35 protein-coding genes are annotated in these 23,107 nt (G+C 57.1%); 2 read left to right on the forward strand and 33 right to left on the reverse strand.

Annotation, left to right across the window (positions count from 1 at the left end; translation table 11 throughout):
• Positions 1 to 27: 27 nt before the first annotated feature.
• Together HMPREF1628_RS01240 and HMPREF1628_RS01245 are read right to left on the reverse strand one after the other, a co-directional pair.
• Positions 28 to 570, reverse strand: a complete 543-nt coding sequence (locus HMPREF1628_RS01240; protein WP_084703143.1) for a GtrA family protein — start codon at positions 568 to 570, stop codon at positions 28 to 30.
• Complete coding sequence (locus HMPREF1628_RS01245; RefSeq protein WP_052038746.1) at positions 567 to 2,165, reverse strand: NAD(P)H-hydrate epimerase; 1,599 nt, start codon at positions 2,163 to 2,165, stop codon at positions 567 to 569. The genes HMPREF1628_RS01240 and HMPREF1628_RS01245 overlap by 4 nt, the downstream gene beginning before the upstream one ends.
• 90 nt (positions 2,166 to 2,255) lie before the next feature.
• Here HMPREF1628_RS01245 and coaA point away from each other — a divergent pair, with 90 nt between their 5' ends.
• Together coaA and HMPREF1628_RS01255 are read left to right on the forward strand one after the other, a co-directional pair.
• Positions 2,256 to 3,224, forward strand: coding sequence for a type I pantothenate kinase (gene coaA, locus HMPREF1628_RS01250; protein WP_034506880.1), 969 nt, complete (start codon positions 2,256 to 2,258; stop codon positions 3,222 to 3,224).
• A 24-nt stretch (positions 3,225 to 3,248) separates the two neighbouring features.
• Positions 3,249 to 4,496, forward strand: coding sequence for a YibE/F family protein (locus tag HMPREF1628_RS01255; RefSeq protein WP_034506882.1), 1,248 nt, complete (start codon positions 3,249 to 3,251; stop codon positions 4,494 to 4,496).
• Positions 4,497 to 4,513: 17 nt separating this feature from the next.
• Here the strand turns inward: HMPREF1628_RS01255 and glmM are convergent, their stop codons facing one another.
• The 31 genes from glmM to rplB form a co-directional block, all read right to left on the reverse strand.
• Positions 4,514 to 5,860, reverse strand: a complete 1,347-nt coding sequence (gene glmM, locus HMPREF1628_RS01260; RefSeq protein ID WP_034506886.1) for a phosphoglucosamine mutase — start codon at positions 5,858 to 5,860, stop codon at positions 4,514 to 4,516.
• A gap of 152 nt (positions 5,861 to 6,012) precedes the next feature.
• The gene (gene rpsI, locus HMPREF1628_RS01265; RefSeq protein ID WP_016444107.1) at positions 6,013 to 6,504 is read right to left on the reverse strand and encodes a 30S ribosomal protein S9; all 492 of its coding nucleotides are present in this window, start codon (positions 6,502 to 6,504) and stop codon (positions 6,013 to 6,015) included.
• Between the two features lie 44 nt (positions 6,505 to 6,548).
• On the reverse strand, positions 6,549 to 6,992 hold the full coding sequence (gene rplM / locus HMPREF1628_RS01270) for a 50S ribosomal protein L13 (RefSeq protein WP_034506889.1): 444 nt from the start codon (positions 6,990 to 6,992) through the stop codon (positions 6,549 to 6,551).
• 243 nt (positions 6,993 to 7,235) lie between these two features.
• Positions 7,236 to 8,144, reverse strand: a complete 909-nt coding sequence (gene truA, locus HMPREF1628_RS01275) for a tRNA pseudouridine(38-40) synthase TruA (protein WP_084703144.1) — start codon at positions 8,142 to 8,144, stop codon at positions 7,236 to 7,238.
• Positions 8,132 to 8,881: an ROK family protein gene (locus HMPREF1628_RS01280; protein WP_034506891.1), complete on the reverse strand. Its 750-nt coding sequence runs from the start codon at positions 8,879 to 8,881 to the stop codon at positions 8,132 to 8,134. The genes truA and HMPREF1628_RS01280 overlap by 13 nt, the downstream gene beginning before the upstream one ends.
• 88 nt (positions 8,882 to 8,969) lie before the next feature.
• Positions 8,970 to 9,506, reverse strand: a complete 537-nt coding sequence (gene rplQ / locus HMPREF1628_RS01285) for a 50S ribosomal protein L17 (RefSeq protein WP_034506894.1) — start codon at positions 9,504 to 9,506, stop codon at positions 8,970 to 8,972.
• A 30-nt stretch (positions 9,507 to 9,536) separates the two neighbouring features.
• On the reverse strand, positions 9,537 to 10,526 hold the full coding sequence (locus HMPREF1628_RS01290; protein WP_034506897.1) for a DNA-directed RNA polymerase subunit alpha: 990 nt from the start codon (positions 10,524 to 10,526) through the stop codon (positions 9,537 to 9,539).
• Positions 10,527 to 10,664: 138 nt separating this feature from the next.
• A complete protein-coding gene (rpsK, locus tag HMPREF1628_RS01295; protein WP_034506900.1) occupies positions 10,665 to 11,069 on the reverse strand; it encodes a 30S ribosomal protein S11 in 405 nt (134 codons plus the stop codon).
• Positions 11,070 to 11,106: 37 nt separating this feature from the next.
• On the reverse strand, positions 11,107 to 11,478 hold the full coding sequence (rpsM, locus tag HMPREF1628_RS01300; RefSeq protein ID WP_016444114.1) for a 30S ribosomal protein S13: 372 nt from the start codon (positions 11,476 to 11,478) through the stop codon (positions 11,107 to 11,109).
• A gap of 152 nt (positions 11,479 to 11,630) precedes the next feature.
• Positions 11,631 to 11,747, reverse strand: coding sequence for a 50S ribosomal protein L36 (rpmJ, locus tag HMPREF1628_RS01305; RefSeq protein ID WP_016444115.1), 117 nt, complete (start codon positions 11,745 to 11,747; stop codon positions 11,631 to 11,633).
• 37 nt (positions 11,748 to 11,784) lie between these two features.
• Entirely contained in the window at positions 11,785 to 12,006 is a 222-nt protein-coding gene (gene infA / locus HMPREF1628_RS01310) for a translation initiation factor IF-1 (protein ID WP_016444116.1), read from the reverse strand.
• Positions 12,007 to 12,157: 151 nt separating this feature from the next.
• Positions 12,158 to 13,003: a type I methionyl aminopeptidase gene (gene map / locus HMPREF1628_RS01315; protein ID WP_034506903.1), complete on the reverse strand. Its 846-nt coding sequence runs from the start codon at positions 13,001 to 13,003 to the stop codon at positions 12,158 to 12,160.
• A gap of 65 nt (positions 13,004 to 13,068) precedes the next feature.
• Positions 13,069 to 13,680 carry an adenylate kinase gene (locus tag HMPREF1628_RS01320; RefSeq protein ID WP_052038747.1) on the reverse strand — a complete coding sequence of 204 codons (612 nt, stop codon included), beginning with the start codon at positions 13,678 to 13,680 and terminating at the stop codon, positions 13,069 to 13,071.
• Complete coding sequence (gene secY / locus HMPREF1628_RS01325) at positions 13,677 to 14,969, reverse strand: preprotein translocase subunit SecY (protein WP_034506906.1); 1,293 nt, start codon at positions 14,967 to 14,969, stop codon at positions 13,677 to 13,679. Before secY ends, HMPREF1628_RS01320 begins: the two co-directional genes overlap by 4 nt.
• 149 nt (positions 14,970 to 15,118) lie before the next feature.
• Complete coding sequence (rplO, locus tag HMPREF1628_RS01330) at positions 15,119 to 15,574, reverse strand: 50S ribosomal protein L15 (protein WP_034506908.1); 456 nt, start codon at positions 15,572 to 15,574, stop codon at positions 15,119 to 15,121.
• 2 nt (positions 15,575 to 15,576) lie between these two features.
• Positions 15,577 to 15,762 (reverse strand): 50S ribosomal protein L30, encoded by a 186-nt coding sequence (rpmD, locus tag HMPREF1628_RS01335; protein WP_016444121.1) that lies wholly within the window; start codon positions 15,760 to 15,762, stop codon positions 15,577 to 15,579.
• Complete coding sequence (rpsE, locus tag HMPREF1628_RS01340; protein ID WP_034506910.1) at positions 15,762 to 16,436, reverse strand: 30S ribosomal protein S5; 675 nt, start codon at positions 16,434 to 16,436, stop codon at positions 15,762 to 15,764. The genes rpmD and rpsE overlap by 1 nt, the downstream gene beginning before the upstream one ends.
• A gap of 28 nt (positions 16,437 to 16,464) precedes the next feature.
• Complete coding sequence (gene rplR, locus HMPREF1628_RS01345) at positions 16,465 to 16,833, reverse strand: 50S ribosomal protein L18 (protein ID WP_034506912.1); 369 nt, start codon at positions 16,831 to 16,833, stop codon at positions 16,465 to 16,467.
• Entirely contained in the window at positions 16,833 to 17,369 is a 537-nt protein-coding gene (gene rplF, locus HMPREF1628_RS01350; RefSeq protein ID WP_034506914.1) for a 50S ribosomal protein L6, read from the reverse strand. The genes rplR and rplF overlap by 1 nt, the downstream gene beginning before the upstream one ends.
• A gap of 12 nt (positions 17,370 to 17,381) precedes the next feature.
• On the reverse strand, positions 17,382 to 17,780 hold the full coding sequence (rpsH, locus tag HMPREF1628_RS01355) for a 30S ribosomal protein S8 (protein WP_034506916.1): 399 nt from the start codon (positions 17,778 to 17,780) through the stop codon (positions 17,382 to 17,384).
• A 69-nt stretch (positions 17,781 to 17,849) separates the two neighbouring features.
• Positions 17,850 to 18,035, reverse strand: a complete 186-nt coding sequence (locus HMPREF1628_RS01360) for a type Z 30S ribosomal protein S14 (protein ID WP_016444126.1) — start codon at positions 18,033 to 18,035, stop codon at positions 17,850 to 17,852.
• 3 nt (positions 18,036 to 18,038) lie between these two features.
• Positions 18,039 to 18,584 (reverse strand): 50S ribosomal protein L5, encoded by a 546-nt coding sequence (gene rplE / locus HMPREF1628_RS01365; protein WP_034506919.1) that lies wholly within the window; start codon positions 18,582 to 18,584, stop codon positions 18,039 to 18,041.
• Positions 18,581 to 19,027: a 50S ribosomal protein L24 gene (gene rplX, locus HMPREF1628_RS01370; protein ID WP_034500237.1), complete on the reverse strand. Its 447-nt coding sequence runs from the start codon at positions 19,025 to 19,027 to the stop codon at positions 18,581 to 18,583. Before rplX ends, rplE begins: the two co-directional genes overlap by 4 nt.
• Entirely contained in the window at positions 19,027 to 19,395 is a 369-nt protein-coding gene (rplN, locus tag HMPREF1628_RS01375) for a 50S ribosomal protein L14 (RefSeq protein WP_016444129.1), read from the reverse strand. The genes rplX and rplN overlap by 1 nt, the downstream gene beginning before the upstream one ends.
• Positions 19,396 to 19,803: 408 nt before the next feature.
• Positions 19,804 to 20,073 (reverse strand): 30S ribosomal protein S17, encoded by a 270-nt coding sequence (rpsQ, locus tag HMPREF1628_RS01380; RefSeq protein WP_034506923.1) that lies wholly within the window; start codon positions 20,071 to 20,073, stop codon positions 19,804 to 19,806.
• Positions 20,074 to 20,078: 5 nt separating this feature from the next.
• Complete coding sequence (rpmC, locus tag HMPREF1628_RS01385) at positions 20,079 to 20,315, reverse strand: 50S ribosomal protein L29 (RefSeq protein WP_016444131.1); 237 nt, start codon at positions 20,313 to 20,315, stop codon at positions 20,079 to 20,081.
• On the reverse strand, positions 20,315 to 20,734 hold the full coding sequence (gene rplP / locus HMPREF1628_RS01390) for a 50S ribosomal protein L16 (RefSeq protein ID WP_034506926.1): 420 nt from the start codon (positions 20,732 to 20,734) through the stop codon (positions 20,315 to 20,317). Before rplP ends, rpmC begins: the two co-directional genes overlap by 1 nt.
• A 2-nt stretch (positions 20,735 to 20,736) precedes the next feature.
• Entirely contained in the window at positions 20,737 to 21,546 is an 810-nt protein-coding gene (gene rpsC, locus HMPREF1628_RS01395; RefSeq protein WP_034506929.1) for a 30S ribosomal protein S3, read from the reverse strand.
• Entirely contained in the window at positions 21,546 to 21,917 is a 372-nt protein-coding gene (rplV, locus tag HMPREF1628_RS01400) for a 50S ribosomal protein L22 (protein ID WP_034506932.1), read from the reverse strand. Before rplV ends, rpsC begins: the two co-directional genes overlap by 1 nt.
• A 35-nt stretch (positions 21,918 to 21,952) precedes the next feature.
• Positions 21,953 to 22,234, reverse strand: a complete 282-nt coding sequence (gene rpsS, locus HMPREF1628_RS01405; protein WP_034506934.1) for a 30S ribosomal protein S19 — start codon at positions 22,232 to 22,234, stop codon at positions 21,953 to 21,955.
• Positions 22,235 to 22,249: 15 nt separating this feature from the next.
• A complete protein-coding gene (gene rplB / locus HMPREF1628_RS01410; protein ID WP_034506936.1) occupies positions 22,250 to 23,086 on the reverse strand; it encodes a 50S ribosomal protein L2 in 837 nt (278 codons plus the stop codon).
• Positions 23,087 to 23,107 lie beyond the last annotated feature (21 nt).

Raw genomic sequence — 23,107 nt, forward strand, 5'->3', positions numbered from 1 at the left:
CCTCGAGACTATGACACCACTGGGACGCTACTTGCGGGCGGCATCCGTTTTGCTGGCGAACACCACAAAACGCTGCCCCGCATAGTTCAACGCCACAAACAAAATCATACCGAGACCCATGGACAAGTTATCCGCAACCTTCACCGAAAGCTCCGAAGTAAGCGCATAAACCAGGGGCTTAGCCAACCCGTAGGCAAGCAGGTAGCACGCCGCAATATTCACGATGAACAGCCACACTTGACGCAGCGAACGCTCCTTGTTTTGGAACGTGAAGTACTTATTCAGCACGAAGCTCACAATCGAACCAATAATGTAGTTCAACGCTGAGGACACCCAGTAGCCAAAACCCAGCCAGTTATACGCCAAGAACATGACGGTTGTGCCCACAATCGTGTTCACAATGCCCACCAAGATGAACTTCCACGTAGTTGCGTCAATCAACTTGCGGCGAGCTTGGCCCGGCGCAGAGGGCTTTGCAGGTGCCGCCGGGTGGGCCGAGGATCCGTCCGGCGTCGAGGGGCCCGGCGTGGGCGGCTCGATTGGGTTTGGGGTTCCTGGGTTTTCAGTCACATAGCCTCCCGGGCAGAATTCTTGTGCGAGCGCAGGGCCTGCTCAAAAGCGTCAGGCAGTTTGCGCGCAATATCAGAAGCCGCTATCGGGCGGCCACCTTCCAAACCATAACCCGGACGCAGAGCAACCCCGCTGGCCTGCCCATCCGCGTCCTCGAATCCAGCCGCACGCCGCGCCGCCACCCCGTGCAACCAAACAGCGGCCGCCACCGCGCGGGTTAGCCCTTCCCAATCGAGGCGGCCCGCTTCCTCCTCGACGCGCGCCTGCACGCCGGCAAGAACACCCGCAATCGCACCGGTGAGGGCGTCGCCTGAGCCGGCCGTGCCCGCCCATGCCGGAGCCTGCGCCTGCACAAACACGTGGCCGCGCGGGCTCACAATCAGCGTGGCAGCACCCTTCAACGCAATTACCGCGCCAGATAGCCCAGCCAGGCGCATAGCGGCCTTGATTGGGGCTTCCTCCACTCGTTCGCGCGTCCATTCAGATTCATCCAGGATTGACAGCGCCGCTGCGGCCTCCCCCGCGTGCGGTGTCCACACCATCTGTTGCGCTGCCGCGTGACCAGAGTGCACCAGCTGCGCTGCCACCGAAATCGCGCCCGCATCAACTACCAGGGGAACTTCCGCCTCAAGAATCTGTGTAGCGATCCGGCTGCGATCTTCCAAGTTCTGCGGGTCCATACCGCACCCAACTGCCACTGCTTGCGCGCGTCCACCCACTGTTACAACCTCGGGAGCGGCAGCCAGCACCAGAGTGCGCGTAGCTTCATCAGCGACGAGGCGGATCATGCCGGTACCAACTCCGCGTGCTCCCAAGGTAGCCAAGACCGCCGCGCCCGGATACTTCTGCGAGCCCACCACCAGGCGCACCACGCCGCGTGAATACTTGTGATCCGTAGCGGATGGGAGTGCAACAACCTCACGCACGTCAACGCCTTCAAGTACGCGGGCAAAATGAGGCCCCAAATCGAGCCCCAAATCCACTAGGCGAACCTCGCGCTGGTAGTAGCACGCGGGAGGGAACACCGCCGACGGCTTCAACGCTCCCATCGTCACCACGATGTCAGCACGCAGCGCATCTGCCGGAACCGTACCGTCCGGTGTTGCTAGTCCCGACGGCACGTCAACCGCCACCACCTTGCGGCCAGGCAACTGGCCCCGCACCTCTTCTAACGCGGCAACAATTGACGCCAGCGGTTCCTTCAGCGCGCCTTCGGTACCCGTGCCCACAAGGCCATCGATCCATACAGTTGCGGAGGCAAGCAACGGCAACACGTCAGCGCAGGTCTTAGCAGGCTGGCAGATTTCCACCCCAGCCGCGCGCGCGGCAGTCAAAGCACGCTCGTGTGGATGATCACTCAGCACGACGGCCTTAACGGGAACGCCCTCACCGCACAAGAATGCGGCCGCGTACAGCGCGTCTCCCCCATTGTCGCCGCCACCAACAAGCGCAGCTACCTCACCGGCCTGGTACACCTCTTGCACCGCGTCGGCAACGCCTCGCGCCGCTACCTTCATCAACTCATCTAGGCCCGCAGCCTTCACAGCTGCGGCCTCCCTGGCGCGGATCATTGACACGCTAAAAACTCGCTGCATTTGCCCTCCTCAACTACACAACTTTACGTCCTAAAACAGGGCGCCATCATCCGAGGCGAAAAAACGCGAAAAATCAGGCAAAATAGTTGCGTGCATTTCAACCCGCCTGCCCGGCTCTACGCAGAGCAATCACCCTTCCAACGTTTCACGCGCGAAGCCTGGAGCGACCTTGCAGATTCAACGCCACTACCTTTAACCGTGGAGGATGTTGAGCGGATCTCCAGCCTTGGCGACCCAATGGATCTTGCGGAAGTGGATGCCATTTACCGCCCTATTTCCGCGCTTTTGCAAATGTATGTGAACTCGGCGCGCAGGCTGTCACACGACCGACACTACTTTTTGCGCGAACCCCACCGCCCGCCGGTCCCGTTTATTATTGGCGTGGCCGGATCGGTAGCGGTTGGTAAGTCTTCAACCGCACGCCTGTTGCGGGAACTGTTGCGCCGGTGGCCAAACACTCCCCGCGTGCAACTGATTGCAACGGATGGATTTTTGCTGCCCAATGCCGTGTTGAAAGAGCGCGGCATAATGGCAAAGAAGGGCTTCCCAGAGTCCTACGACCGCGCGGCTCTGATGAAGTTCATGGCCGACGTGAAGTCTGGCCAGTCTGGCGTGACCGCCCCCGTTTACTCGCACCTCACTTACGATATTGTTCCCGGCGAGCGTGAAGTGGTGAACCAGCCGGACATCCTCATCGTTGAGGGCCTGAACGTTCTCCAGGCAGCAAGAACCGCAAAAGACCAGACGGGCGCTGTAGCGGTTTCGGACTACTTTGATTTTTCGATTTACGTGGACGCAGACCAAGACCACATTGAGTCTTGGTACATCAACCGTTTCTTGAAGCTACGTTCAACTGCGTTTAGTGACAAGAACTCGTATTTCCGCGCCTACGCGAATCTGACGGACGAGGAGGCCGTGGCGCGCGCCCACGAAATTTGGAACACCATTAACTTGCCTAACCTAACGGACAACATTCTGCCCACCCGCGAGCGCGCTACCCTCGTTATTCATAAGGGAGCAGACCACCGGGTTAGGGAACTGCGGTTACGCAAAATCTGAAACTAGGTTTAGAAGAAAACACCTATGGCACACCAGCACTCACATATTTCTCGCACTGCTGAAGCTTCAACAACTTCGCCAAAGGCGCGTTTGGTAATCATTGTTCTACTCGCATTCATTACGGCTCTGACCGCTGTTGGCGCGTACGTGCTACGGCCTGACTGGGAGGGACTTGATCATGTTCAGGCCCTCACGGGTTATCAAACCGCGCCCGGCGTTTCACGGGAGCAGGCCAAAATTCTTGAAGTGGAGCACCAGTGCGAGAGCGCTGCTCTGGCGGCGAGCGGAGCGCATTCTTGTGTGACGCTTACCGTCCGACTGACCACGGGTGAGGATGCGGGGAAAGAAGCCATGATGGAATCGCCCGGCCCTGCCGCCGCCTCGCACCTGTCTGTAGGAGACGTGATTCAGGTAATCAGTTCACCCGGCCCAAATGGCTCTGCGGTTTACAGTTTCACGGGGATTGAGCGCAATCTGCCCATCCTTCTTTTCGCGCTACTGTTCGTTTTTGTTGTGCTGGCCGTGGCGAGGGCGAAGGGAGCTATGGCGCTGGTAGGGCTTGCGTTTGCCGTGCTGGTGCTCGTTCGATTCATGTTGCCGTCGCTGGCGTCGGGAAGACCCGGGATTCTCGTGGGCGTGGTTGGTTCAACTGCGATCATGCTGGTTGTGATTCATGTTGCGCACGGTTTTTCGATGCGAACTGCCTCCGCAATGTTGGGCACCTTTGCGGGCCTGTTGTTGGCTGCTTTTCTTGGCACCGTTGCAACGAGGTTCGGGCACCTGTCCGGTTTTGTTGACGAGACTGCGTTTAACCTGTCCTCAAGCCTGCCGGGCCTGGATATGAGCCAGCTTTTGGTTGCGGCCATTATTTTGAGCGGACTGGGCGTGTTGAACGATGTGACGATCACGCAGTCTTCTGCAGTTTGGGAGCTTCGCATAGCCTCCCCCACTTACACGAAGCGCGAGATCTACTCGAGCGCTATGCGCATTGGGCGCGACCATATTGCCTCCACGATCTACACGATAGTGTTTGCCTACACTGGCGCCGCATTGTCTTCCGTCATGCTGATTGCACTGTTTTATGACCAGTCTTTATCGGACCTGTTCGCGGTAGAGAGCCTAGCGGCCGAGGCCCTGCAAATCTTCGCGTCCGGTAGCGCCCTCATTTTGAGCGTGCCCATCACAACCGCGATCGCAGTCGCAGCCGTACGCGGACCGCAAGTGCCCGCAGACACGCAAACGCCGGGAGCACAACAAGCGCTCCCGGCGTAAGGTAAACGTCAGTAGTTCTAGAGCGACAAGCGTTCCTTCACCACGTCGGCGATTAGGCCGGCCTCGTGATCAGCCTGCTCCTGGGTTGCTGCCTCAACCATGACGCGCACCAAAGGCTCCGTGCCCGACGGACGCAGCACCACACGACCGGTCTCGCCCAGTCGCTCCTCAGCCTCACGCACCGCAGCCACAACTGCCTCGTCATCCGTGCGCTTCTTATCCACGCCACCCACATTGATCAAAATCTGCGGCAAACGCTTCACAAAATCCGTAGCCTCCGCCAGCGAACGATCCGTCTCCTTCAACATGCGTGCGATCAACAACGACGTCAACACACCATCACCCGTGGTTGCATGGTGCGAGGCGATCACGTGGCCGGACTGCTCGCCACCAAGCGTGTACCCCTTCGCTCGCATCTCCTCCAACACGTAGCGGTCACCCACAGCCGTCTGAACCGTCTTAATGCCCTGCTCCTTCATCGCGAGCACCAGGCCCAGATTCGACATCACCGTGATCACCAGCGTGTCATCAAACAACTTTCCACGCCTACGCAGATCCAACGCCAACGCGCCCATGATCTTGTCACCATCAACCAGGTTGCCCTCAGCATCAACTGCCAAACAACGATCCGCGTCACCGTCATACGCCACACCAAAATCAGCCTTCGACGCCACGGTGAACGCCTGCAACTGCTCCGGATGAGTAGAACCGCAATCATGGTTGATATTCCTGCCATCAGGCGACGCGTTAATCACCACAACGTCAGCCCCGGCCTCGCGAAGCGCCTCCGGACCAAACCAAGATGCCGAACCGTTAGCCGCATCAACCGCGATGCGCATACCCCTGAGCGACGTACCAACCGCACCTACAAGATGCTCAATATACGAAGACGAGGCGCGCGAATCATCAAACTCGATCTCGCCAACCGCTTCGCCCACCGGGCGCTCCCACGGTTCGCCAATCAATCGCTCGATCGTGTCCTCAACGCGGTCCTCCAACTTAAAACCGCCGTGGGCAAAAAACTTAATACCATTATCCGGCATCGGATTATGCGACGCAGAAATCATCGCACCCAGCTCAACGTTCTCCGTAGCCGTCAAATGCGCCACCATCGGAGTAGTAGCCACGCCAATACGCGTCACATCCATACCAGCCGCCGCCAAACCAGCAGCCAGCGCATGATCCAAGAACTCGCCCGACAAGCGCGTGTCGCGGCCAATAATTGCGCGAGGACGCGACCCCGAACCATTAGAAGAACGCGCCACATACCTAGCGGCAGCCTCCCCCAGTTCCAACGCCAAATGCGTGGTTATATCCCGATTTGCAAGCCCACGCACACCATCAGTACCAAACATCCGAGGCATAACATTCCTCCAATCGCGGGCTACATGCGCCCTCTAACAAACAAGAAAAACGATACTCCTAAAAAACTTTTACCCCACAATCATATGAGCAAAACACAAAAAAGAGGCCCGCACCACGTGGTACGGGCCTCCAAAACGCAATCAGCCAAACATTAACGCTTGGAGTACTGCGGAGCCTTACGTGCCTTCTTAAGACCAGCCTTCTTGCGCTCCGTGACACGAGCGTCACGAGTCAAGAAACCAGCCTTCTTCAAAGCCGGGCGGTTAGCCTCACGGTCAATCTCGTTCAGCGCGCGGGCAATGCCAAGACGCAAAGCGCCAGCCTGGCCAGACGTACCGCCGCCATTAATGCGAGCAATCACGTCAAAACGACCCTCAAGGTCAAGAAGTACAAAAGGTGAGCGAACCAGCTGCTGATGCAACTTGTTCGGGAAGTAGTCGTCCAACGAACGACCATTGACCTTCCACTCGCCAGTGCCCGGAACTAGGCGCACACGCGCAACGGAGCGCTTGCGACGGCCCAGGCCAACACCCGGAGCGGTAATCGACTGGCCAGCGCCAGTCTTCTCGGTCTCAGTTTCAGTAGTGTACGAGCTGGGGGCGTTCTCCTCTTCCAGCACGTCGATATCGGTGGTCTCAGCCACAGTTCTCCTCAGTTTTACTTACTGGCGTCCACAGCGCTGGGCGCTTACTGGGCGACCTGGGTGATCTCGTAGGGAATCGGATTTTGAGCCGCATGAGGGTGCTCCGGACCTGCGTAGACACGGAGCTTCTTCATCTGAGCTCGACCGAGCTTGTTATGCGGGATCATACCGCGAATAGCCTTCTCAACAGCACGCTCAGGGTACTTAGCAAGAAGTTCACGGTAAGAAAACTTCTTCAAACCACCCGGGAAACCGGAGTGGCGGTAAGCGAACTTCTGATCCAGCTTGTTACCAGTAACGGCGATCTTGTCAGCGTTAATAATGATGACGAAATCACCCTGATCAAGGTTCGGCGTGAAAGTAGGCTTATGCTTCCCACGAAGTAGCCTGGCAGCCGCAGCTGCCACACGGCCGAGGACGAGGTCAGTGGCGTCGATAACGTACCACTTCTTGACGTCGTCTCCGGGCTTAGGAATATAGGTGCGCACGGGCGTGGCCTTCTTCTTCTAATTCGGGAGCGCCGCAATATTCAATGACGAATAATTGCAACCGCTCACATTCAGGTATTGCTCGCGTCATTGCGTCTGGGCGTTAGACCAGTGAGTGGGAAGTTCTGATCCGCGCACACTAGACGCACAACGTCTTACAGCTTAACGACCTTGCGGATCAGCGTCAAAGGAACAGCGCCCATTAGTGGCGTATTACTCATAAAACGCGCTGGCGTCGACCTATTAGCAGTCAAGCGACCTCAACCTGCGCGTTCGTTTCTGCTGGTCCGCCCATTCGTCCTTACCAGGATACTCCACCGCAACCAACGTCAGGCCATGCGCGGGCGCGATCGGCACCGAATGAGATCTGCTGGACTGTTCCACCAGCTGCCTAACCCACCCGCGCGGACGCCGCCCGCGTCCTACCTCTACAAGTGCTCCCACCACGGACCTCACCATAGAATGACAAAAAGCATCCGCCGACAAGCGCACTTCAATTCCCGTCGAGGAGCGCTCCACCCTCACCTCTTCCAAGGTGCGGATAGTGGTAGCCCCCTCCCGAGGCTTACAAAATGACAAGAAATCGTGCTCCCCTAGCAGGCAGGTTGCTTCCGCCTGCATGGCGCTCACGTCCAACTGCGAGCCAGTCCACCACATCGTGGCAGCGGTGAGAGGATCATTCGTCTCCACCCGATCTGAAATGCGATAGCAATAGTGGCGTTTAAGCGCACTAAACCGGGCGTCAAAATCAGCCGACACTACCTGGACAGATTTCACCACCACATCTGCGCCCGCAACCTCGCTGCCGCGAGACAGCAAACCATTCAAGCGTCCCTGGAGGGCCGCCATTCCGGCCTCAAAATCACCCTCACGGTTGAGCTTCGAGATACGGCTTTGCGACACATCAAAGTTCGCCACCTGAGCCGCCGCATGAACACCAGCATCAGTACGCCCCGCCACCGTTAGTGTCACCGGCGTGCGCAGAAGAGTTGCCAAGGCCTCCTCAACCTCGCCCTGCACCGTACGCAAACGCGGCTGACGCGCCCAACCGCGGAACGCCGTGCCCAAATACGCCAGATCTAAACGGACACGAACCACGGGCTCTACGACCTGCTCAGATGCGGACGGCTCACCTTGTTCTAAACGTTCCAAGCTCGCACCCCACCACGGATTCCCGCGTCATTAGGCACAATCACCACATCATCACCCAAATGCTCGCGATGAGAAGGCGTAATCCGCACCCCATTGCCTCCACCAATGTACAAGCGGTCCCACATGTACATTGGACGCAGCGCAGCTACCGTACGGCGAACGCGACGCGACCAGTGCGCATCACCAAGCCGCAACCGCTCATGCTCCCCCAGGTAATCGTCATAGGTCAAACCCCAGCGGATCGGCCCCTGCGAGATCTCCGTATGCGGCGCCAGCCTGCCCGCATCAAACACCGCGTTTCCCAAACCGGTGCCCAGCGTAATGATCATCTCTAGGCCCGTGCCCGCAATCGCCCCAGCACCCGCAACCTCCGCATCATTCAGCACGAGCATAGGAACCTGTAGGCGCTCCTCCAAACTCCTGCGCATGTCAAACCGCGACCACAGCTGCACCAACTCGGGCAAAACCTTAGACCGAGGCCCATCCTTCGTAATGTAGTGCGGCGTCGCAATCACCACACCATGGCGAATCATGCCGGGCATACCCACCGTCACGCGATCCGCATGCGGCAGATGCGCAGCTAAATCCACAATCGTGTCAACCAGTAGCGTTGGCGGCAAAGGATAGGGCGTGACCGTGCGCACAGCTGGGGCAATCATCGTGCCGTTCTCATCCAGCACCGACGCCTTAATTCCACCCCCACCGCAGTCAACAGCCAGGGTCAAAATCTCACTCATGCTCCCCATCCTAGCGGCCCGCAACCTGCGCAAAAACAAAAGGAGGGCGCGGACCAAACGATCCGCACCCTCCTTGAAGCAGTCAGACTTACTTCTCGGTTTCCTCAGCAGCCTCGGCCTCTTCAGCCTCAGCAACCTCTACAACCTCTTCAGCCTCTTCAGATTCAGGAGCCTGGGCGGCCTCCTGCTCCTTGACCTCGTCCTCAGCCGCCGCAGCCATAGCTACAGTCTTGTCGGCCTCCGCGATAACAGCCTTCTTCTCAACCTTCTCGGTCACGATAGAAATCTGAACCATCGGAGCGTTGTCGCCACGACGATTGCCGAGCTTCGTGATACGGGTGTAGCCACCCTGACGCTCCGGATCAATCGACGGTGCGATCTCGTCAAACAACGTGTACAAAACGTCCTTATCCGAGATCGTCTTAGCAACCGTGCGACGAGCGTGAATGTCACCGCGGCGAGCCTTGGTGATCATCTTCTCGGCAAGCGGCTGCAAGCGACGAGCCTTAGCGGCCGTCGTCGTGATCTGTCCGTGAATGAACAGTTCCCTGGCGAGGTTCGCCAGAATGATTTTTTCGTGCGCCGGGCTTCCACCCAGACGAGGGCCCTTCGTAGGCTTGGGCATGATTTCTCCTATAAAACTTCTGTGCGATGCTTACTCGTCGCTGAACTGGATAGAGCGAGGCTGATCAGTGGAACCACCGGGCATTACTGCGTCTTTAAGCGTCATGCCAAGACCAGCAAGCTTCTCCCTGATCTCCTCAATAGACTTCGTACCAAAGTTACGAATATCCAGAAGGTCAGCCTCCGAGTGAGCAACCAGCTCGCCAACGGTCAAAATACCGCGGCGACGCAAGGCGTTGTAAGAACGGGACTGCAGCCCAAGCTCTTCAATCGGAAGAGCCAGATCCTGCGCAAGCGTCTCATCCGTAGCGGACGGACCAATCTCAATGCCCTCAGCCTCAGTATTCAGCTCGCGAGCTAGACCAAACAGCTCAACAAGCGTCTTGCCAGCCGAAGCAAGAGCATCACGCGGCGAAATAGCCGCCTTAGTCTCGACATCAACGACGAGACGGTCAAAGTCCGTACGCTGCTCAACACGAGTAGCTTCAACCTTGTAGGTAACCCGCAAAACGGGACTGTAAATCGAATCAACCGGGATGCGAGAAATCTCTGCATCCGCGCTCTTATTCTGAGCGGCGGAAACGTAGCCACGGCCACGCTCCACGGTCAGCTCGATCTCCAGCTTGCCCTTCTCAGAAAGCGTGGCAATGTGAAGATCCGGGTTGTGAACCTCAACCCCGGCAGGAAGCGTAATATCTCCCGCCGTTACCTCACCGGCCTCATCCTTACGAAGGTACATGACAACAGGCTCATCATTCTCAGACGAGAGAACGATCTCCTTGATGTTCAGGATAATCTCGGCGACATCTTCCTTAACGCCCGGCACGGTCGAAAACTCGTGCTGAACGCCATCAATGCGGATAGACGTCACAGCCGCCCCCGGAATGGAGGACAGCAAGGTACGACGCAAGGAGTTACCCAGCGTGTATCCAAACCCCGGCTCTAGGGGCTCCAGTGTAAAACGCGAGCGGTAGTCGCTAACCTTCTCTTCTGTCAGAGTGGGTCGCTGTGCAATGAGCACGTCTGTGATCCTTTCTGCTCAACATCCGCCATATGACATTGAGCGGTGTTACCAGCACTTGCTGGAACAGGTTTGGCGTTGAATAACCGGGAGGCTAATCAACATCGACGTGGAGACTCAAAGGTCTCGATGAAACGCTCAGACGCGGCGACGCTTCGGTGGGCGTGCACCATTGTGCGGCTGCGGGGTGACATCCTGAATGGAGCCAACCTCAATACCCGTTGCCTGAAGCGAACGAATAGCAGTCTCACGGCCGGAACCCGGACCCTTAACGAAAACGTCAACCTTCTTCACACCGTGCTCCTGGGCGCGGCGAGCTGCGGACTCCGCAGCAAGCTGAGCAGCAAACGGGGTGGACTTACGCGAGCCCTTAAAACCGACCTGGCCGGAGGAAGCCCAAGAAAGGACAGCACCGGTTGGGTCTGTGATCGACACGATCGTGTTATTGAACGTCGACTTAATGTACGCGTGGCCGTGGGGCACATTCTGACGAGTCTTGCGCTTGCCCTTACGAGCCACCGATGAACGCTTAGTAGTAGCCATAACTTATTCTCCTGCGAGTAACAGCCAACCCAGCGGGTTAGGCCTTCTTCTTTCCGGCAACAGTGCGCTTCGGGCCCTTACGGGTACGAGCGTTCGTCTTGGTGCGCTGACCACGGACCGGCAAGCCACGACGGTGGCGCAGACCCTGGTAGGAACCAATCTCAATCTTGCGGCGGATATCAGCCTGAACCTCACGGCGCAGGTCACCTTCCACCTTGTAGTTGCCCTCGATGTACTCACGGAGCTTTACGAGATCCTCTTCAGTGGCGTCCTTTGTGCGCAGATCCGGTGAAACACCGGTCGCGGCCAAGGCTTCCTTAGCGCGCGTGCGGCCAACGCCGTAAATGTAAGTAAGCGCAACTTCCAACCGCTTCTCGCGGGGGAGGTCTACGCCGGCAATACGTGCCATGTTTTCACTCCAATGGTGAAGTAGGAGGTGGTCACTTCATCATCTAGGTTCTAATCCCCAGCCCCGGCCTCCTCAACCGAGGGTCTCGCACCCGGGAAAATACCCCGGAGCGGCCGATGAAATGCTTATTGATTTATAAAACAGCTTTGGGCTTAGCGGCCCTGGCGCTGCTTGTGTCGCGGATTGTCACAGATGACCATAACCTTGCCGTGGCGACGAATCACCTTGCAGTTGTCACAGATCTTCTTGACACTCGGCTGTACCTTCATGGTTCTACCTCCACCGAAAATCGGCTTAGTGTCGGTTTTACTTGTAGCGGTAAACGATGCGTCCGCGCGACAGGTCGTACGGGCTAAGCTCGACGACGACGCGGTCCTCCGGAAGAATACGAATGTAGTGTTGGCGCATCTTTCCGGAAATATGTGCCAGAACTAGATGCCCGTTACCAAGCTCAACTCGAAACATCGCGTTAGGCAGAGCCTCCACGACGGTTCCTTCCATCTCAATGACGCCGTCTTTTTTCGCCATATCCTCCGTCTATCCCCTACAGGTCGTTTGGAAACCCCCAAAAACTGAGGGCGAGCCTATGCACACCGAATTTCGGGTACAGATTATGGCCCAGCCATCGAGTTTATAGGATATTTGATGGCCTGAAAAGGCCCAGAGCTTGTTAAATTACTCACGCGCCGAGCGGCGTGGGTTTCACCCCGTACGGCGCCAAACCGGCTGCGCCGCCATCTGGAGAAGTTAGCACCCAAACGCCCTGGCTTGTACGCGCGATAGTGTGCTCCCAATGCGAGGCTAAGCTTCCATCCGAAGTCTTAACCGTCCAGTCATCCTCAAGCACGAACGTTTCGATACTTCCGTCGGTCAGCATTGGCTCTACCGCCAAAACCATGCCCGGCTTGATTCGTGGTGACAGGCCGCGTGGACGGTAATTCAATACCTCTGGCGCTTGATGCATTGCGGTGCCGATACCATGCCCCGTGTACTCCTCGATGATTCCGGCCTCCCAGTTGCCGTCGCGACGCTTCTCCACCACTTCTTCAACCGCGTCGCCAATATCGTAGATTCGCTTCCCCTTCGCAACCGCGGCAAGGGCTGCCCATATCGATTCTTCCGTCACCGAGTTCAACCGACGAGCCTCATCCGAACCGGCCTCATCGCCGCCCACAATCATCGTGAAAGCCGCGTCACCATGCCACTGCCTGCCTTCGCGCTCCACATAAGCCCCGCAGTCAAAAGAGACGAGGTCACCACGCTCCAGCCGCGTCATATCCGGGATGCCATGCACCACCGTGTCATTCACCGAAATGCAAACCGTTGCCGGGAAACCTCCGTAGCCAAGGAAGTTTGACTTCGCCCCGTTCTTTGCGATCACGCTTGCCGAAACTTCGTCCAGCTCTAGCAACGTCACGCCCGGCACGGCCGCCTCACGTAGCGCCTTGTGAATATCTGCTACAACCAGTCCGGCCTCACGCATCCACAAAATCTGCTTATCGGACTTCAGCTCAATTCGAGACATATAAACCTCAACACGTACAAAAGCGGTGAACCCGCTGAAATCTCAGCGGGTTCACCATCATCAAACTACTTTTCTAGCAAGCCGTGCTCGATGAGCACCTTGCGGATGCGTTCCCACACCTCATCAACCGTGCCAACACCATCCACTTGCACCAGTTTGTCCTGGTCCGCGTAGTAGGTAACCATCGGTTCCGTCTGATCCTTATACACCTCAAGGCGGCGACGGATAACCGGCTCAGTATCATCAGCGCGGCCCTCGATCTCGGCCCGCTTTAGCAAACGGTCAACGACCTCATCGAGTTCAACCGCGATTTCAAGAACCAGATCCCAATCGCGTCCCGTGGCGGCAAGCGCGTCACGCAGGTAAAAGGCCTGCTCAACCGTGCGGGGGTAACCATCAAGCAAGTACCCACCTGCAACGTCTGGCGCCGACAAGCGGGCCTCCACCATCGGGTTGGTAACCGAATCGGGAACAAACTCGCCCGCATCCATGTAAGACTGCGCTTTTTGACCAAGCTCAGTGCGGTCCTTCATGTTCTGGCGGAAAATCGCGCCGGTAGAAATTGCGGGGATCTGCAAAGCCTCGGCAATGCGCTTAGCCTGCGTGCCCTTCCCCGCACCCGGTGCACCAAGAATCAAAATCGCGGGGCCTGCATTTGCCCCATCTGGAGTTATCACTGGAGGAACCCTTCGTAGTGGTGCTTTTGCAGCTGCGAGTTAATTTCCTTAACCGTCTGCAAACCAACACCAACGACAATCAGAAGCGTTGTTCCGCCAAACGGTAGCTGGCCAGCCTCAAGCTTCAAAGGAATGATCGCAAGAGTTGGGAGCAACGCGATGATTGCGAGGTAGATAGCGCCCGCCGACGTAATACGGCTCATCACGTAACGCAGGTAATCAGCCGTTGGACGACCCGCGCGAATACCGGGGATAAAGCCGCCGTAGCGCTTCATGTTGTCCGCGGTCTCTTCCGGATTGAACGTGATTGACGTGTAGAAGAACGCGAAGAAAATAATCAAGATCGCGTTCACCAGCATGTACATGGCGCTAGTGGACAAGAAGTTACGCTGAATCCACAGGACCCAATCCGCAGTTGGCTCACCGAAGTTAGCAATCATCGGAGGCAGAGCAAGAATAGACGTGGAGAAGATGACGGGGATAACGCCCGACATATTGATCTTCAACGGAATGTAAGTGGCGGAACCACCCATCAAGCGGCGTCCAACCATGCGCTTCGCGTACTGAACTGGAATACGACGCTGCGCTTGCTCCACATAAACCACTGCCAGGGTGATCGCAAGAATGAGAGCCACGATCCAAAAGACCTTGCCCCATCCGCCACCACGACCGATAGACATGAGGCGAGCAGGCAGGGTTGCCGTGATCGACGTGAAAATAAGGAGCGACATGCCGTTACCAATACCGCGCTCCGTAATGAGCTCACCGAGCCACATGATGACGCCAGTTCCAGCGGTCATAACAATGACCATCAGAAGGAACGTGACCGGACCCTGATTTGGGATCAATGGCACGGAGCAGCCTGGGAACAGACGGCCCGACATCGCCAGCGAAATGATGGTCGAAGACTGGAGGACACCCAAGAAAATCGTCAGGTAACGCGTGTACTGCGTGAGCTTAGAACGCCCCTGCTGTCCTTCCTTATGAAGATCATCAAAACGAGGAATTACCACGCGAAGAAGCTGAACGATAATCGACGCCGTAATGTACGGCATGATGCCGAGCGCAAAAACCGACAGCTGTAGGAGCGCGCCACCGGAGAATAGGTTCACCAGATCAAGAAGCGAGGTTTGATCTTGCTGTGCCAAACAAACCTGAACATTCGGAGTTGAAACACCCGGTGTAGGAATGAATGAGCCCAGCCTGAACAATGCCATGACCATCAGCGTGAACAGCATTTTGTTCCGAAGATCAGGTGTTCGGAATGCCTGTGCAAATGCGGAGAGCAAGCGTCCTCCTGGGATAAACAAATCAATTCAAGCGTAATCGATCTTAGACTAGCGCATCATTATGCTAGGTCTGAAACCAGATTAAGCAAACGGTAAAAGTGCGGCCCGACCATACTGATCGGGCCGCACCTCATCTCAGACAGCTGACATTAGCGAGCGGAAATGGATCCGCCGGCAGCAGTGATCTTAGCTTCAGCAGATGCCGACCACTTATCAACCGTGATGTTGAACTTCTGGGTGAGCTCGCCCTGGCCCAGAACCTTCACTAGTTCGCCACCGCGAACAGCGCCCTTGGCTACAAGATCCTCAACGGTGACGTCGCCACCCTTGGGGAACAGGGCCTCAATCTTTTCCAGGTTAACAACCTGGTACTCGACGCGGAACGGGTTCTTGAAGCCACGTAGCTTCGGAAGGCGCATGTGCATAGGCATCTGGCCGCCTTCGAAACCAGCGGGAACCTGGTAACGAGCCTTCGTGCCCTTGGTACCACGACCAGCGGTCTTACCCTTCGAACCTTCACCGCGGCCAACGCGCATCTTGCGCTTGTTGGAACCGGGTGCCGGCTTAAGGTCGTGGAGGCGCGTGATCGAGTATTCTTCACTCATGGTCAGTCGACCTCCTCTACCTCGACCATGTGGCGGACGGCGCGAACCATACCGCGGTTGGACTTGTTGTCCGGCAGAACAACCGACTGGTTGATCTTACGCAGACCAAGAGCACGCATCGTGGCGCGCTGACGCTCGGGACGACCAACATCGCCGCGAACGCGAGTAATCTTCAGATTCTTAGCCACTAGTTGCTCACCCCTGCCGCAGCCTTATCGTTCTCGGCCTTCTCAGCAGCAGCGCGACGCTCAGCTTCACCCTCCGCGCGAGCGCGAAGCATGGAAGCTGGAACTACGCGCTCCAGCGGAAGTCCGCGACGCGCAGCAACAGCCTCGGGAACCTCAAGTTCCTTCAGCGCTGCAACCGTAGCGCGAACAATGTTGATTGCGTTCTGCGAGCCAAGCGACTTCGACAGAACGTCGTGGATACCCGCGCACTCAAGCACTGCACGAACCGGGCCACCGGCGATAACACCAGTACCGGGGTTTGCGGGACGTAGCATAACAACGCCCGCAGCGTCCTCGCCCTGCACCTTGTGCGTGATCGTGCGACGGATCATCGGAACGCGGAAGAAGTTCTTCTTAGCCTCTTCAACGCCCTTTGCAATAGCCTGAGGAACTTCCTTAGCCTTGCCGTAGCCAACGCCGACGGTGCCTTCGCCATCTCCAACGACTACAAGAGCCGTGAAGCTGAAACGACGACCACCCTTAACCACCTTAGAGACGCGGTTAATGGTAACTACACGCTCAATGTACTGGTTCTTGTCGTCACGCCGGTTGTTGTCACGGCGCTGATCGCGACCTGAGCGGCGCTCGCGACGCTGCTCGTCGCGTCCCTCAGAGTTTTCCTGATTTTTAGCCATCAGTGTGTTCTCTTCCTTTCGTCGCTTCTTACAGCGTCAGGCCGCCCTCGCGGGCACCCTCTGCTACAGCGGCGACACGGCCGTGGTACTTGTTGCCACCGCGGTCAAAAACCACAGCGGTGATACCGGCATCCTTAGCACGCTGAGCGATCAGTTCGCCAACACGGCGAGCCTTCTCAACCTTCGTGCCCTTGCCATCAAAATCCTTTTCCAAAGTGGAAGCGGATACGAGCGTGTGACCAACCTGGTCGTTCACAACCTGCGCAACCATGTGGCGGTTAGAGCGGGTCACTACCAGACGAGGACGCTCCGCAGTACCGTTAACGTTCTTACGAACACGCTGGTGACGACGCTTGCGGGCAATGAATTTGCCCTTGCCTTTAACCGTGTAAGCCATTACTTACCAGCCTTTCCAACCTTGCGACGTACCTGCTCGCCGGCGTAGCGAACGCCCTTGCCCTTGTAAGGCTCGGGAGCGCGAATCTTGCGGATCTTCGCAGCGGTTTCACCAACCAGCTGCTTGTCGATACCGGAAACAGAGAACTTGGTCTGGTTCTCAACCTTGAACTCGATCCCTTCCGGAGCCTCAACGACTACCGGGTGGGAGAAGCCAAGCTGGAACTCAAGGCCCTTGCCCTTCGCGGCAACACGGTAACCCGTGCCCACAATCTCAAGTTCCTTGGAGTAACCCTGGGTTACACCAACAACCATGTTCTCAATCAATGAACGCGTAAGACCGTGCATTGCACGAGCTTCACGATCGTCACTATCGCGAGAGACCTTAACCTCGTTATCTTCGATAACCGCGGCAACCGGGCCCTTCACGACGTAGCTAAGTTCGCCCTTCGGGCCCTTAACCTTAACTTCGCGATCCGAAATCGTAACGTCAACACCAGCGGGGATCGGGATCGGAGTCTTGCCAATACGTGACATGAATAGTTCTCCTTACCAGATGTAGGCGAGGACTTCCCCACCTACTCCCCTGTTGTATGCCTCGCGGTCAGTGAGCAGGCCGGACGAAGTCGAAAGAATCGCAACGCCAAGACCGCCACGAACACGCGGCAGGTTGGTGGACTTTGCATAAACGCGCAAACCAGGCTTAGAGACGCGCTTTACGCCAGTGATAGCGCGCTCGTGGTTAGCACCATACTTGAGGTCAAGCGTCAGAGTTTTACCAACGCGGGCGTCCTCTACCTTGCTAGCGGCAATGTAGCCTTCCCTAACAAGGATCTCAGCAATAGCTGCTTTGAGCTTAGAATGCGGCATCGACACCGACTCATGCTGTGCCGAGCTCGCATTACGCAGACGCGTGAGCATGTCTGCGATGGGATCAGTCATTGTCATCGGGGTTTCTCCCCTTCCTCAACGCGGTTTCCAAAACTGCTTATCAGGATTGGACCTGCGATGTAGTCGTTACCAGCTGCTCTTAGTCACACCCGGAAGCTCGCCGTTAAGAGCGAGTTCACGCAGGCAGACACGGCACAATCCGAACTTGCGGTACACCGAGTGCGGACGACCGCAACGGTTGCAACGCGTGTAAGCACGAACCGCAAACTTGGGCTTGCGGGCGGCCTTTACTTTCAAAGACGTCTTCGCCATTTGTCAGTTCTCCTTGAGCGGGAAGCCCAGGCCGCGCAGAAGCGCACGACCCTCATCGTCGGTTTTGGCTGACGTGACGATCGTGATGTCCATGCCACGAACGCGATCAATGTTGTCCACATCAATCTCGTGGAATACGGACTGTTCCGTCAGGCCGAACGTGTAGTTGCCGTTACCGTCGAACTGCTTCGGGCTTAGACCACGGAAGTCGCGAATACGCGGAAGCGCAAGAGAGATCAGGCGATCCATGAACTCCCACATGCGGTCACCACGCATCGTGACGTGCGTGCCAATAGGCTGACCCTCACGCAGCTTAAACTGCGCGATCGACTTACGAGCCTTGGTAACAGCCGGCTTCTGGCCGGTGATAACGGTCAAGTCGCGAATCGCACCCTCGATAGCCTTCGAGTCACGAGCCGCATCTCCAACACCCATGTTCACGACGACCTTAACCAGGCCACCTACCTCCATGGTGTTAGCGTGCGCGAAGTCCTTCTCCAACTTCGGGCGGACCTCATCAATGTACTTTTGCTTCAAGCGAGGGGTCATGCTCCGATTTCCTTTCCAGGTTCGAGGCCGCGCTTGGTACCACCACGAACCACGCGAATCGGGTTGCGGTTAATACGCTTGCCGTTCTCGTCGCGCTCAACGCGGAAGCCAACACGAACACGCTTCTTCGTATCCGGATCCACAAGAGCCACCTTGGAAATGTGGATCGGAGCCTCAATGTGCTCAATGCCGCCAGTGGTAGCGCCCTGGGCAGACATGCCCTGGCGCGTGTGGCGGGTCTTCACGTTGATGCCCTCAACGAGGACCTTCTGCTCGGCTGGGAACACCTTAATAACGCGTCCCTGCTTGCCCTTATCGCCAGGCGCTAGAGGAGCAAGCCCCTCGGCCTCGCGGCGCTTGTTGCGCTCATCAATCTTCTTCTGATCGCTCGAGCGACCAGAGATGACCTCTACCAGGTCACCCTTCTTAATTTTTGCTGCCATCAGAGCACCTCCGGTGCGAGTGACACGATCTTCATGAACTTCTTGTCACGAAGCTCACGGCCTACGGGGCCAAAGATACGGGTACCACGCGGTTCGCCATCACTCTTAAGGATGACAGCTGCGTTTTCATCGAAGCGGATGTAAGAACCGTCTGGGCGGCGGCGTTCCTTGCGGGTACGCACAACAACTGCCTTGACGATTTCACCCTTCTTCACGTTGCCGCCGGGGATAGCGTCTTTCACGGATGCGACGATGGTATCGCCAACACCCGCATAGCGCCGACCCGAGCCACCGAGGACACGGATGCACAGGATTTCCTTAGCTCCCGTGTTGTCGGCAACCTTTAGTCGCGACTCCTGCTGGATCATTCGTTGTACTCCTGTCGTCGAGCTGGTTCTCATACACGCACAAAAATGCGCTTGAGCCTGGCCGAACGTATACGGACTTGTGCGCGAAAACTCGCGCTATGTTACCTCTTCACTTCAGACTCGAGCACACCAGGAAACCTTCGGTGCTAGGTCTCTGAAACAAAGCAGGCTGGGTCTTACAACGTGGGCGTGGTGGGTTAAGCCACTCAGTGCTATACGCGCACGTTTGGAAAAATGCGCACACTGCCACTGCTGCAAAGACTGCAACCCCAACAGCTTACGCTACTTCCCCACTCAAACCAAAGAGAGGGCGGAAGAAAAACCCTGTGCCTTTGCTCACCCACATCATAAATAAAGAATGTAGCCACCCATTCGGATGGCTACATTCTGAAAGGTTGCAAGTAGAAGCTACTTGGCTCGCTCGATTACCTCGACTACGCGCCAGCGCTTCGTCTTGGAGAGCGGACGAGTCTCCATGATGCGAACCAAGTCGCCAACACGGACCTCATTGGTCTCGTCGTGCGCCTTAACCTTCTTGGTACGGGTAACAACCTTGCCGTACAGAGGGTGCTTGGTGCGATCCTCGAGCTCTACCACGACCGTCCTATCCATCTTGTCGGATACGACGTAACCGCGGCGAACCTTACGGTGGTTACGAACTACAGGCGTTTCGCTCACTTAACTCACTCCTCGCTATTCGGTGCGGTGCGAATACCGAGCTCACGCTCACGCGCCACAGTGTAAATACGGGCGATGTCACGGCGAACAGCCTTAAAGCGGCCGTGATCCTCAACCTGTCCGAGAGCCTTGGAGAAACGCAGGTTAAACAGCTCTGCCTTAGCCTTCTCAAGCTCGCTCGCAAGCTGGGCGTTATCCATCTCGTCGAGCTCAGCCGTCGTTAGACCCTTCTTGTCTGCCATTATGCGTCACCACCCTCACGGACCACGAACTTGGTCTTAATCGGGAGCTTGTGCTGCGCGCGACGCATAGCTTCACGAGCTACGTGCTCGTCAACACCAGCAAGCTCAAACATGACACGACCCGGCTTCACGTTAGCGATCCAGAACTCCGGAGCGCCCTTACCGGAACCCATACGGGTTTCAGCAGGCTTCTTCGTGAGCGCGTGGTCCGGGAAAATATTGATCCAGACCTTACCGCCACGCTTAATGTAACGGGTCATTGCAATACGAGCGGCCTCAATCTGACGGTTCGTGATGTAGGCGGGCTCAAGAGCCTGAATGCCGTAATCACCGAACGCAATCTCAGTGCCACCCTTCGCCATACCCTTACGGGTCGGGCGGTGCGGTTTGCGGTACTTAGTCCGCCTTGGGATAAGCACGACTAGGCCTCCGATCCAGATGTCTCAGCCTTCGGAGCAGCTTCCTCAGCTGCCTCCTGCGGCCTCTTATTCCTGGGCTGATCGCCACCACGACGCGCGCCACGACGGCCGCGGCCACCACGACGGGCGCCACCGCGGTTACCAGCCTCCATAAGCTGCTGCTGGTACTCGCGCTCGGTCACGTTGCCCTTGTAAATCCAAACCTTCACACCAATGCGGCCGAACGTCGTACGAGCCTCGTAGAAGCCGTAATCGATGTAGGCACGCAGGGTGTGCAGCGGCACACGACCTTCACGGTAGAACTCGGTACGAGACATTTCAGCGCCACCAAGGCGGCCCGACACCTGGACACGAATGCCCTCGGCGCCACCGCGCATAGCGGACTGAATGCCCTTGCGCATTGCGCGACGGAACGACACGCGAGCAGCAAGCTGCTCCGCGATGCCCTGCGCAACGAGCTTCGAATCAAGCTCAGGGTTCTTAACTTCAAGAATGTTCAGCTGAACCTGCTTGCCCGTCAGCTTCTCCAGCTGCTGGCGAAGACGGTCAGCCTCTGCACCGCGACGGCCAATAACAATGCCGGGGCGAGCAGTATGTAGGTCAACGCGAACGCGATCGGTAGTGCGCTCAATAACGACCTTCGACACGCCAGCGCGCTCCAAGTGCTCGTTCAGGAATTCGCGAATCTTCACGTCTTCAATCACGTAGTCGCTGTAACGCTGGCCTTCCGTGGTGGAGTCAGCGAACCAGCGGGAGCGGTGCTCGGTGGTAATACCAAGCCTAAATCCGGTGGGGTTAACCTTCTGACCCATTACCGGCCTTCCTTCCCTTTGTCGTCCTTCGTACCAACCACCAAGGTGATGTGGCTCGTGCGCTTCAAAATCTGAGCTGCACGACCCTGCGCACGCGGGCGGAAACGCTTCATGGTTGGACCCTCGTTTACGTAAGCCTCAACTACGTAAAGATCCTCTTCCTTGAAACGCTCACCAGCGTTTTCAGCCTTCACTTTCGCGTTGGCTATAGCACTCATCAGAATCTTGCGGATATCTTTTGCGACAGCCTGCGGAGCGAACCGCAGATTGTCCGCTGCCTCCAAGGCATTCTTGTTGCGGATTTCATTCACAACGCGACGTGCCTTGAGGGGCGTGACGCGTACGTAGCGCGCCTGCGCCTTGGCTTCCATTAAAACCTGCCTCACTTCTAGCTACAAGACCAGGCTTAGCGCCTGCGTGCCTTGCGATCGTCCTTGTCATGGCTACGGAAGGTGCGGGTCGGAGCAAATTCACCGAACTTGTGACCAACCATTGCTTCCGTAACGAAGACCGGCACGTGCTTACGGCCGTCATGCACTGCAACAGTGTGCCCCAGGAAATCCGGGGTAATGACGGACCTGCGAGACCAGGTCTTAATAACGTTCTTCGTACCCTTATCGTTCTGCTCATCAACCTTCTTCAGGAGATGCTCGTCAACGAAGGGTCCCTTCTTTAGACTGCGCGGCATAATCCAGCTCCTCTATCAGCGCTTCTTACCGGTCCGGCGACGGCGCACAATGAGCTTGTCGCTGGGCTTATTCGGACGACGGGTACGGACTTCGGGCTTACCCCACGGGCTAACCGGGTGACGGCCACCAGACGTGCGACCCTCACCACCACCATGCGGGTGATCGACCGGGTTCATAGCAACACCACGAACGTGCGGACGGCGTCCCTTCCAACGCATACGTCCAGCCTTGCCCCAGTTGATGTTGGACTGCTCGGCGTTGCCAACAGAACCAACCGTTGCGCGGGCCATGACCTCAACGTTGCGGATTTCGCCAGAAGGCATACGCAGCTGAGCGAAGCGGCCTTCCTTTGCAACCAGCTGAACAGAGGTGCCAGCAGAACGTGCGATCTTAGCGCCACCGCCAGGGTAAAGCTCAACAGCGTGAACCACGGTACCAACCGGGATATTACGCAGCGGCAAGTTGTTGCCCGGCTTAATATCTGCGCTTGGACCAGATTCGACGATGTCGCCCTGATTCAGATTTGCAGGAGCTAGAATGTAACGCTTTGCACCATCGGCGTAGTGCAGCAGAGCGATACGAGCAGTACGGTTCGGATCGTACTCAATGTGAGCGACCTTAGCCGGAATGCCATCTTTATCGTTGCGGCGGAAATCAATCAGACGGTAGGCGCGCTTGTGGCCGCCACCGCGGTGACGAGCCGTCACGCGACCCTGATTGTTACGACCGCCGGTCTTGGTCAGCGGGCGAACCAGAGACTTCTCCGGAGTGCTCCGGGTAATCTCCACGAAGTCCGCCACGCTCGAGCCACGACGACCAGGAGTCGTGGGCTTGTACTTACGGATTGCCATTATTTGTAACCTTCTTCTTCG

The sequence above is a fragment of the Actinomyces sp. S4-C9 genome (genome assembly GCF_000758775.1).
GTDB classification, from domain to species: Bacteria; Actinomycetota; Actinomycetes; order Actinomycetales; family Actinomycetaceae; genus Gleimia; species Gleimia europaea.

What these genes read in the sequence shown, in the direction of transcription:
- HMPREF1628_RS01245 (WP_052038746.1), bottom strand. Translation starts at nt 2,165, where the DNA reads ATGCAGCGAGTTTTTAGCGTGTCAATGATCCGCGCCAGGGAGGCCGCA.
- HMPREF1628_RS01255 (WP_034506882.1), top strand. Translation starts at nt 3,249, where the DNA reads ATGGCACACCAGCACTCACATATTTCTCGCACTGCTGAAGCTTCAACA.
- glmM (WP_034506886.1), bottom strand. Translation starts at nt 5,860, where the DNA reads ATGCCTCGGATGTTTGGTACTGATGGTGTGCGTGGGCTTGCAAATCGG.
- HMPREF1628_RS01280 (WP_034506891.1), bottom strand. Translation starts at nt 8,881, where the DNA reads ATGAGTGAGATTTTGACCCTGGCTGTTGACTGCGGTGGGGGTGGAATT.
- rplQ (WP_034506894.1), bottom strand. Translation starts at nt 9,506, where the DNA reads ATGCCCAAGCCTACGAAGGGCCCTCGTCTGGGTGGAAGCCCGGCGCAC.
- rpsK (WP_034506900.1), bottom strand. Translation starts at nt 11,069, where the DNA reads ATGGCTACTACTAAGCGTTCATCGGTGGCTCGTAAGGGCAAGCGCAAG.
- rpsM (WP_016444114.1), bottom strand. Translation starts at nt 11,478, where the DNA reads ATGGCACGTATTGCCGGCGTAGACCTCCCCCGCGAGAAGCGGTTGGAA.
- rpmJ (WP_016444115.1), bottom strand. Translation starts at nt 11,747, where the DNA reads ATGAAGGTACAGCCGAGTGTCAAGAAGATCTGTGACAACTGCAAGGTG.
- infA (WP_016444116.1), bottom strand. Translation starts at nt 12,006, where the DNA reads ATGGCGAAAAAAGACGGCGTCATTGAGATGGAAGGAACCGTCGTGGAG.
- map (WP_034506903.1), bottom strand. Translation starts at nt 13,003, where the DNA reads ATGTCTCGAATTGAGCTGAAGTCCGATAAGCAGATTTTGTGGATGCGT.
- rplO (WP_034506908.1), bottom strand. Translation starts at nt 15,574, where the DNA reads ATGAGTGAAGAATACTCGATCACGCGCCTCCACGACCTTAAGCCGGCA.
- rpsE (WP_034506910.1), bottom strand. Translation starts at nt 16,436, where the DNA reads ATGGCTAAAAATCAGGAAAACTCTGAGGGACGCGACGAGCAGCGTCGC.
- rplR (WP_034506912.1), bottom strand. Translation starts at nt 16,833, where the DNA reads ATGGCTTACACGGTTAAAGGCAAGGGCAAATTCATTGCCCGCAAGCGT.
- rplF (WP_034506914.1), bottom strand. Translation starts at nt 17,369, where the DNA reads ATGTCACGTATTGGCAAGACTCCGATCCCGATCCCCGCTGGTGTTGAC.
- rpsH (WP_034506916.1), bottom strand. Translation starts at nt 17,780, where the DNA reads ATGACAATGACTGATCCCATCGCAGACATGCTCACGCGTCTGCGTAAT.
- HMPREF1628_RS01360 (WP_016444126.1), bottom strand. Translation starts at nt 18,035, where the DNA reads ATGGCGAAGACGTCTTTGAAAGTAAAGGCCGCCCGCAAGCCCAAGTTT.
- rplE (WP_034506919.1), bottom strand. Translation starts at nt 18,584, where the DNA reads ATGACCCCTCGCTTGAAGCAAAAGTACATTGATGAGGTCCGCCCGAAG.
- rplX (WP_034500237.1), bottom strand. Translation starts at nt 19,027, where the DNA reads ATGGCAGCAAAAATTAAGAAGGGTGACCTGGTAGAGGTCATCTCTGGT.
- rplN (WP_016444129.1), bottom strand. Translation starts at nt 19,395, where the DNA reads ATGATCCAGCAGGAGTCGCGACTAAAGGTTGCCGACAACACGGGAGCT.
- rpmC (WP_016444131.1), bottom strand. Translation starts at nt 20,315, where the DNA reads ATGGCAGACAAGAAGGGTCTAACGACGGCTGAGCTCGACGAGATGGAT.
- rpsC (WP_034506929.1), bottom strand. Translation starts at nt 21,546, where the DNA reads ATGGGTCAGAAGGTTAACCCCACCGGATTTAGGCTTGGTATTACCACC.
- rplV (WP_034506932.1), bottom strand. Translation starts at nt 21,917, where the DNA reads ATGGAAGCCAAGGCGCAGGCGCGCTACGTACGCGTCACGCCCCTCAAG.
- rpsS (WP_034506934.1), bottom strand. Translation starts at nt 22,234, where the DNA reads ATGCCGCGCAGTCTAAAGAAGGGACCCTTCGTTGACGAGCATCTCCTG.
- rplB (WP_034506936.1), bottom strand. Translation starts at nt 23,086, where the DNA reads ATGGCAATCCGTAAGTACAAGCCCACGACTCCTGGTCGTCGTGGCTCG.